This window comes from Salsipaludibacter albus, from assembly GCF_019798055.1.
Classification (GTDB): domain Bacteria; phylum Actinomycetota; class Nitriliruptoria; order Nitriliruptorales; family Nitriliruptoraceae; genus Salsipaludibacter; species Salsipaludibacter albus.
Genome location: NZ_JAHOPH010000058.1, coordinates 1 through 9,392 on the forward strand (window position 1 = coordinate 1; position 9,392 = coordinate 9,392).

3 protein-coding genes are annotated in these 9,392 nt (G+C 72.8%); 2 read left to right on the forward strand and 1 reads right to left on the reverse strand.

Going from position 1 to position 9,392, the window contains the following annotated elements; genetic code table 11:
* The coding region (locus KR546_RS19485; RefSeq protein ID WP_274388377.1) for a multicopper oxidase domain-containing protein at positions 1 to 2,816 on the forward strand (2,816 nt) is incomplete at its 5' end.
* 101 nt (positions 2,817 to 2,917) lie between these two features.
* A complete protein-coding gene (locus KR546_RS18530; protein WP_238446207.1) occupies positions 2,918 to 4,915 on the forward strand; it encodes an alkaline phosphatase family protein in 1,998 nt (665 codons plus the stop codon).
* Between the two features lie 33 nt (positions 4,916 to 4,948).
* Here the strand turns inward: KR546_RS18530 and KR546_RS18535 are convergent, their stop codons facing one another.
* The gene (locus tag KR546_RS18535) at positions 4,949 to 9,364 is read right to left on the reverse strand and encodes an nSTAND1 domain-containing NTPase (RefSeq protein ID WP_238446208.1); all 4,416 of its coding nucleotides are present in this window, start codon (positions 9,362 to 9,364) and stop codon (positions 4,949 to 4,951) included.
* Positions 9,365 to 9,392: the final 28 nt, after the last annotated feature.

The window sequence follows — 9,392 nt, forward strand, 5'->3', positions numbered from 1 at the left end:
CCCTCCACCACCGGTCGGGCTGCCCGACCGGTGGTGGAGGGGGCGGCGGAGGCGGAGGCGGCGGGGGCCAGGCCCCGCCGACGGCGGTCGACGAGACCTGGAACGAGCCGTGGGTGTGGCGCCCGCGGGACTGGCCCGGCCAGGCACTGGCGCTCAACATCGTCGAGAACCAGAACCCCGGGGTCGTGGTCGGCTTCGGCAACCCTGGGCAGGTGCTGTTCAGCTACGGCGGCACCACCCCCGGACCCACGATCCGCGTCCGGGGGGACGAGGACCTGCGGGTCACCCTGCGCAACCTGCTGGGACGCGACCTGGGCACCACCTGGGTCGGTCCCTACCCGGACCCCAACGAACTCACCGGGTACGTGGGCGACACCCCGCTCGACCTCGCCGTGGCCCAGGACCGCGCCGACGCCCTCGGCAACCGTCGCGGTGACTTCTGCCTCGGCGAGCACACCAACGGCGTGCACACGGTCCACACCACGAACCTGCACACCCACGGGCTGCACGTGCGTCCGGGTCGCAACCCGGACGGGACCCACTCCGACAACGTGATCCTGCGCCTGATCCCCCAGGCAGACCTGGCAGCCCGCGAGGCCGACCCGGAGGACGGACAGGTCGACTGCCGGTTCCTGCGCGCGGGCGACCAGATCAACTTCCTGGCCGACGACGACCAGGTCGGCCAGGCCGACTACTCGTTCCGACTCGGCGACGTGCTGGGCCAGCCCGGCGCCCCCCATCCCCCGGGCACGCACTGGTACCACCCCCACGCCCACGGGGCCACCCACGACCAGGTCGCCAGCGGCATGGCCGGATTCCTGGTCGTCGAGGGCGACGTCGACGACGCCGTGCGGGCCGCACTGGTCCCCGACCGGGCGGGCGACCCGGGCGACCCGTCCCTCAAGACCGGACCGCACGACTACCGCGAGCGGCTGATGCTGGTGCAGCGGGTCTTCAACATCCCCACCGACCCCGACGCACCGGTGGGCAGCCTCCAGGCGCCGCCGAAGTCGGCGCGCTCGTCGGCGACCGTGATCAACGGCAGCCCGGCTGCCGCCACGATCTTCATGCGCCCGAACGCCACCGAGCGGTGGCGCGTCCTCAACGGCAGCGTCGACGGCAAGGGCTTCCGCCGGCTCATGGTCCTGCGGGGTCGCTTCGGCACCAACGCCGCCGGCCACCTCGTCACGGTCGACGCGGACGGCAACGCCGGCGAGGTCGTGACCCGCGGCGAGGTCGAACGAGCCAAGGTCGACCTGCACCAGCTCGCACTCGACGGCGTCACCCTGGTCAGCCCCGACGGCACCTACCAGGTCCGCGACCTGGCCCAGCAGGGCGCCCCGGACGCGCCGTTCCCGCTCGACGCCTGGCCCACCGGCGAACCGGCCGCGATGGCCGACGCGTGGGCAGCGTGCTTCGCCGACGGCGACAGCCTGCGCGCCTGCTACGTACGCCCCAACGAGGTCTACCTGGGTCCGGCCAACCGGACGGACGTGTTCTTCCAGGCCCCGCCCCTCCCCGACGGACAGGACCGGGCGGTCTACTCGGTGGTCGCCCTGGGCGTGGTCCTGCACGCCGACACGCCACTGCAGGGCCTCCAGCAGGTCGTGTCCGCACCCGCGACGCGCGCCCTGGACGGCACGGTCAGCCAGCCGAGCGTGAACCCACCGGCCGGACCCGGCGACGTCGTGATCGCCACGGTCACCGTGACCGGCGAGCCGGCCGAGCCGTTCGACCTCGCCACGATCGACCTGCCCGACGTCCCGCCCTACCTGCGACCGATCACCGACGACGATCCGGCCCTGGCGGCACCAGACGGTGGCTTCCGCACCCGGGTCGTGACGTACTCGGGATGGGGATCGCAGGGCATGCCCCTGGTGACGACCGACCTGGCGGTCGACGACGACGGGTCGTTCGCGGCCGAGGCCCCGGACGATCCACCCCCCGGCGACGGCTCCGAGACCGCCGCCGCGTTCGCGGCCTTCGTGCGTGACACCCCCGACCTCGAGGGCCTGCGCTGGGTCCGGCGCCACGCCCAGCCCGTCGGCGGCCGCGTCGAGGTGGTGCTGCTGCCACCGAACATCCGCACGATGGCGATCGACGGACGCAAGTTCGACCCGACCGACCCGGGCCGGCCCCGCATGCACCTCGACAGCGCCGAGGAGTGGGTGGTCCAGAACGTGGCCGACGGGCTGTGGGGGCCGACCGGTCCGGACGACCTGCCCACGGCCCAGTACGCGGCGCACTACGACGGCGTGCCGATGTCGCTGGCCGACGGCATGGCGCGATTCCGCGACGACCCGTCCTGGCAGCTCCTGACCCGGGCCGTCGACCACCCGTTCCACATCCACCAGAACCCGTTCTGGGTGATCCGCATCGACGTCCCCGACGCCACGGGAAACCTCCACAACATCCTCGACCAGCCACGCTGGATGGACGTGGTGCCGATCCCGCGGCACCGGGGACGGGTCGTGTTCCGGTCGCGGTTCCCCGACTTCGTCGGCACCTACGTCAACCACTGCCACATCCTCCTCCACGAGGACAACGGCATGATGCAGGCCGTCGAGGTGACCCCGTTCGACCGCGCCGCCGACGACGCGGACCCCACCGACGAAGACGTCGCCCGGGCCAACTACGCGGTCCGCGACGCGCTGGCCGACCCGGGGACCTCGCCCGAGGCCACCGCGCAGGTCGGCGACCTGTACGGGCGCCCCGATCTCGCCCAGGCGTGGGTCGCCAACATGACCTTCGAGGACCCCAACGAGTCGACCGGGCAGTCCTACCCCGGCTTCGACCTCACCCCACCGCCGTCCTGACCGACCCGTTCCCCCGCCGACGACAGGAGTCGCGCTGAGCCGAACCGGCCCACGGACCCCTGCGTCCGAGCGGGCCTCCACACCTCGCCAGGAGCCAGACCATGTCAACCCCACAGACCGCGCAGGTCTTCATCACCAACACGACCGATGGCACCGCCTCGATCCAGCTGTTCCACCAGAACGATCCGTACGGAGTCGAGAACGGCAGCTGGGTCGCCGCGCCCGGCGAGACCGTCGGACCGCTGCTGGTCCATTTCGACACCGGCATCGGATCGTGGGGCCAACTCGACTGGTGGTCCGTCACGATCGGCGTCAAGGGCGGCAGCCAGTCCGGCGTCTACCGCAGCCAGGGCGCGGTCGGCTCGACGCCGTGGAAGGAGTGCCAGCTGCAGTCGGGCGACGCCGGACGACAGCTGCGCTTCACCGTGGACACGGGCGGGTTCGCCATCAACCTCGACTCGGGCGGCTGCAGCGCCCCGATGGTGCGGCTCGGGTCGGTGCTCGCCGACGGCCCCGCCACGATCACCAACGTGTTCGTTCTGATGCTGGAGAACCACTCGTTCGACAACGTCTTCGGCCAGTCCGGCCTGCCGGGCATCACCGCGGGGCCGGTGACCAGCAACACCTGGACCCCGGAGGGCGGCGCGCCGCGGACGTTCCCGGTCGGCTCGCCGGCGCCGGTCGCGATGTCGACCGACCCGGGCCACGAGTTCGACGACGTGCTCGAGCAGCTGTGCGGACCCGGCGACCAGGTCGACGACGGCGCGCACCACCCCCCGCTGGGACCGGGCGGCGCATACCCGTCGCCGATCGACATGTCCGGCTTCGCCCAGAACTACGCCACGACCACCAGCGAGGGCACCGGCCTGCCCGCGGCGGACCAGGTCGGCGACATCATGATGGGATTCGACACCGCCAAGCAACTGCCGACGATGTACGAGCTGGCGAGCGAGTACGTCCTGTGTGACCACTGGTTCGCCTCGATGCCGGGACCCACCTGGCCCAACCGGTTCTTCGTGCACGCCGGGTCGTCCGGGGGGCTGGACCACAGCCCGTCGAACACCGAGATCCTGGGCTGGGAGCTCGGCACCGGGTTCGCCCTGCAGGACGGCACCGTGTACGACGCGCTCGACGCCGGCGGACGCGCCTGGCGGGTCTACATCGACGACACCAACGCCTACAGCGACGAGCCGTCCAAGGGCTCGATCCTCGGCGCCGTGCCCCAGGTGTCGGCGCTGAAGGGCGTGTCGAAGGTCACCGACGTGTTCTCGATGACCCACTTCGCGTCGGACCTGCAGAACCCGTACCCGTACGCCTACACGTTCATCGAACCGAACTGGGGCGACGTCACCAGCAGCTACCAGGGCGGGTCGTCGCAGCACCCGATGGACGACGTGGCCGGTGGTGAGGGCCTGCTCAACGCCGTCTACACCGCGATCCGGAACTCGCCGGTGTGGAACACCAGCCTGCTGATCGTGACCTACGACGAGCACGGCGGGTTCTTCGACTCGGTCGCCCCGGGGGCCACGCCCCCGCCCGGTGACGACAGCTCCAGCCCCGGCAACCCCTACAACGCGTCGGGCTTCGACTTCGCCACCCACGGGGTGCGCGTGCCCGCACTGGTCGTGTCGCCGTGGGTCGCCGCGGGCGTGGTCGACCACACCGTGCGTGAGCACTCGTCGGTGCCCGCCACGGTCGCACAACTGTTCGGCGTGGCCGCACCGGCGCGTGCCTCGGCGGCACCCTTCGCCGGCGGGGTGGTGGACCTGCTGACCCAGGCGACACCGCGAACGGACGCGCCGACCACCATTGCGTCGCCACCGGCGCCGACGGTCCGGCCGCACGTCACGGAGGAGGAGTTGGCCGCCGAGGACCGCGAGCCGATCCCGCAGACGGGCAACCTGCCCGGCTTCCTGGCCATCGCGCTCAAGACCCGGCTCGAACTGACCGACGACCCGGACGAGCGCGCGGCGCTGGTCCAGCAGTACGAGCAGTTGTCGACCCGGGGTGAGGCACGGACGTTCATCGGCCGGGCCATGGCCATGGCCGACGCCGTCCCGACGCCGGACGAGAACCGGATCGGGGCCACGACCCCGTGACACCCAGGCTGTCCGACGTGACGTGCCCGCACGTCACGTCGGGCAGGGATCGACGTGGAGGTACTGGAGGCACTCGACGTCGGTCAGCGACCGGGTCAGGCGGCCCTCGGCCATCCCGACCAGGTCGTCGAGGTCCAGTGCCCACACCCGCGCCACGCCGTCGCTGGTCGTCACGATCCGTTCGCCGTCCGGGCTGAACTCGACCCACCACACCGGGCCGTCCGGACTGTGCAGCACGAGTTCCTGCGTGCCGACCTCGGTGTCCCACAGGCGCACGGTGCCGTCGACGCCCGACGTGGCGAGCAGGTCGCCGTCCGGGGAGAAGGCCAGGCCGCTGATGTCTCCCGTGTGGCCGTCGAGGCTGGCGAGTCGCTCCCCCGCGACGGCGTGCCAGATCGAGCCGCCCCCGGCCATGCGGCTGACGGCGATCCTGGAACCGTCGGGCGAGATCGCGATCTCCCCGGGGAACTCCTGCATGTCGATGCGGACCGCGCCGGTCGCCCAGTCCCACACCCGCAGGCCGTTCGCCGTGGGGTCCTCGCGGTCGACCTTCCATCGTGCCGTGACCAGGCGCTCGCCATCGGGGCCGAACACGAGGTCGGCGGGGCGGAAGTTGGCCTCCTCGGGCAGTTCGGCGACCAGTTGGCCGGTGCGATCGACGATCATGGTCGTGCCGGGTCGGTCGAGCTCGTCCCAGCCGGCCACGGCGAGCAGCTGCCCGTCGGAACTCCACGCGATGAACTCGGGGAGGAAGTCGACCTCCTCGACCGTGAACACCTCCTCGCCCGTCTCCAGGTCCCAGACCTGCACACGGCGCGGGTCGTCGTAGCTCACGGTCGCGACCAGGCCGCCGTCCGGGCTGACCGCGATGTCGACGGCGGTGTCCTGGTCCTCCCCGAGGGTGGCACCCGTCGTGCCGGTGTCCAGGTCCCACACGACCGCCTCGGCATCACGGCCGCTCACCACGACCCGGTCGCCGTCGGGGGTGAAGGCGGCCTTCTGCAGCCCGCCGGTCGACGTCGGCAGGTTGGCCCACTCGGCGCCGCCGGCGAGCCCGACGTCCCAGACCTCGGCATCGGTGACGGTGACGTCGCCGGTCAGGATCCGCGTGCCGTCCGGCGAGAAGGCGATGCCGCCGACCCCCTCCGGGGACGACACCGCGACCTGCTCGACGACCTCGTCGCCGTCCACCTGCCACACGCGAGCGGTCCCGTCCCGAGCACCGGTGGCCAGCTGGCCGGTCTCCCGGCTCCACTCGAGGGCGAAGACCTCGCCGGTCTGCCGGGGAATGCCGACGTGGTCCAGGCCCGTCTCGGCATCGGTGAGCCGGGTCTCGACGCCCTGGTTGCTCGATGCGATCCACTGCCCGTCAGGGCTCCACGCCACCGCCACCGCCACCTCCGTGTTGGGCTGGAAGCGCAGGACGACGTCGCCGGTCGCCACCTCCACGACCTCGACCTCCGAGCCGTTGGTGATCGCGAGCTGCTCGCCGTCCGGACTGAAGCTCGCGGGGTCGCCGAGGGGCCGGGTCACGGCCGGGATCTCCAGGGTCGGCTGGCCGGTGGACACGTCCAGGACCCGGATCCGGTCGCCTGCGATCCACGACGACGCGACCCGGGTGCCGTCGGGGCTGAACGCGACGCCCCACACCGGCCCGGCCTCACCCTGGAACTCCGCCTGGAGGTCCCCCGTCTCGGGATCCCACAACCGCACCAGCCCGTCGTCACCCGTGGTCGCCAACACCGAGCCGTCCGGACTGAACCCGACGTCGTTGATGTCGACGTCGTGGCCCGTGAAGGCGAGCACCGACTCGCCGGTCTCGGCGTCGCGCAGGTCGACGAGCCCGGACTCCTCGGGGCCCTCGGTCACGAACACGGTGCCGTCCGGGCTCCAGGCCACGCTGCCACCCAGGCCGGGCAGGGTCATGACGATGCGCGACGACGTGACCGCGCGGTGCAGGGCACTCTCGGCCTCGGCCAGCACGGTGCCGTCGAGCTCGCGGGTCGTGTCGATCGACTCCATGGCCAGCAGGATTGCCAGCTGGGTGTCCTCGTCCACGACCGCGGTCGACGCTGCCGCGAGCTCGCGCGCGACCGCGACCCGCTGTTGGGCCTGGGCCTCGCGACGCTGGTCCAGGGCGATCAGCCCACCGACCACGGCGACGAGCATGGCCACCGCGAGCCCGAGGAGCTGCCGGCGCAACCGGCGGTTGGTGCGTTCCCTGCGGGCGAGGCGCTCGGCCTCCCGGTCCCGGCGGTCGTCCCGGGCGGTGCGGCTGGCGTCGAGGAACTGCCGGGACGTCTCGGGCAGGGCGTCGGTCCGTCCGTCGAGCTGGTCGAGGGCCACCTCCAGCGTGGTCCCGCGATACAGCGCACCGGGGTCGCGGTCGATGGACTCCCAGTTGTCAGCGGCCCCGGTCACCTGCTCGGCGGCCACGATCGCCGCGCGGTCCTCCTCGATCCAGTCCCGCAGCCGGGGCCACTCGCGCAGCAGTGCCTCGTGGGCGAGCTCGAAAACGACACCTTCCTCGCGGGCCTGTGCCTGGAGCAGGCGGCTGGACACGAGGGTCTCGAGCACCGCGTCGAGGTCCCGGGCGTCGGCCATCCCGTCGAGGTCGGTCCGAGCGATCGGTCGCCGGCTGTCCGCCTCGTCGCGGGTGCCGGGCGACACCCCACGCAGCAGGATCCGACGTCCAAGCGGCGGGTCCCCGACCGACTCCCAGGTCTGTTCGGCGTGTCGGGCCAGCGCCCCCGGCAGGCCGCCGACCTGCTCGTAGCCGGCCAGCGTGAGGGTGGAGCCGTCACGGTGGTTCCACAGCTCCCACAGGGTGTGCTGGAGCAGCGGGAGCCGTCCCGGCTGGCCGGTGGCCTCGGTGACCATGCGACCCACGATGCCACGTTCGAGCGTCACCCCGCCCAGGGTCGCCGGTCCGACGATGGCGGCCTCGAGCTCGGCCCCGGACATCGGCGGGATGACCAGCTGGGATCGTCCCAGCAACGCCGCCATGTCCGGGTTCGACGCGGCCTGGGCGTAGAAGTCCGCCCGCATCGTCGCCACGACCCCGACCCGTGGTTCATGCGCCCGCACGGCGACGTCGACGGACGCCAGGAAGGCAGCGGCCTGGGTCGGCTCGCTGACCGTGAACAGCTCCTCGGCCTGGTCGACGACCAGCAGGACCCGCGCCGCCGGGTCGGCGCAGGACGTGGTCAGGATCCGGCACGCCTCCGCGTGAAGGGCACCGGGATCGTCGGCGAACCGATCGGCCAGGTCGTCCACCGTGGTCGCCACACGATCCTGTCCGTCGTGCTCCCCCGCCACGGCAACCAGAGCCGCCGCGAGTGCGCCCAGGGGTCGCCGGCCCGGTACGACGACCGCCACCGGCCACGTGTCGGCGTCGGGAATCGCCCCTGACGCCAGCGCGGGCAGCAGCCCGGCGCGCACCAGCGACGACTTCCCACTGCCCGAGGGTCCCACGACCGTCGCCGTCGGGTGGACGGCCAGCAGCTCGACGAGACGCTGCACGGCGGCGTCGCGACCGAAGAACAGCTCGGCGTCGGCCTGTTCGAACGCTCGCAGCCCCACGTAGGGCGGTCGCCGGTCGGCACCGGGCGCATCGTCGCGGGCATCGGCCTCCGCCGACAGTGCATGGACAGGGCGGGCCCCCACGCCACCGCCACGCGCGGGGTCCGGGTCTGGAACCGGGACCGAGCGCAGGATGGACGTGTGCAGCTCCTGGGTGGCAGGCGACGGGTCCACCCCCAGCTCGTCGGCGAGCTGGCGACGGCAGTCCTCGTAGACCTGCAGGGCCGTCGCGACGTTGCCCGACTCGGCCTCGAGCGTCATCACGTCTCGCCAGGCGTCCTCGCGGAAGGGCGCGCGCCCGAGCGCCTCACCGAGGACCGAGCGGGCCGCCGACCAGCGCTCCTGGTGACGCCGGACCCGTCCCAGCACCAGCAGCGACTCGACGTGGTCGGGACCGACGGTGCGTCGCAGCTCCTCCACCCATGGTGCCTCCAGCCCCGGCAGGATCGGCCGCGACAGGACGGAACGTGCCCGGGCCGCGAGGTCGTCCGCGTCCTCCAACCGCCCGTCGGCCAGCGCCTTGGCCGCCCTGGCCACCTCGTCGGCGGCGACCTCGAGGTCGACCGACAGGTCGGGGAGGTCGACGTGGTAGTGCCCGGAACGGCTCTCGACGGCCCGCTCGTCCACCCCGACCTCGGCCAGCAGGCCCCGGAGCCGGCTGACGAGCAGGCGCACTGCCGGCCGCCACCGTTCGGGTGGACCCGACGGCCACACCTCGGCTGCGATCTGCTCGGGCGACCAGGCCCGGTCGCGGTCGACCAGCAGCATCGCCGTCACCAGGCGGGGCTGCGGTCCACCGAACGCCCGGTCGGCGATGACCGCGCCGTCGCGAGCCAGCCCCAGGGCACCCGCGACCGTGAAGGACACCCCCACGTCCACCCCTTCCCCCGTGGCC

Bases quoted from the DNA above. Each gene is read 5' to 3' on its own strand.
- KR546_RS18530 (WP_238446207.1), top strand. From the start codon at position 2,918: ATGTCAACCCCACAGACCGCGCAGGTCTTCATCACCAACACGACCGAT.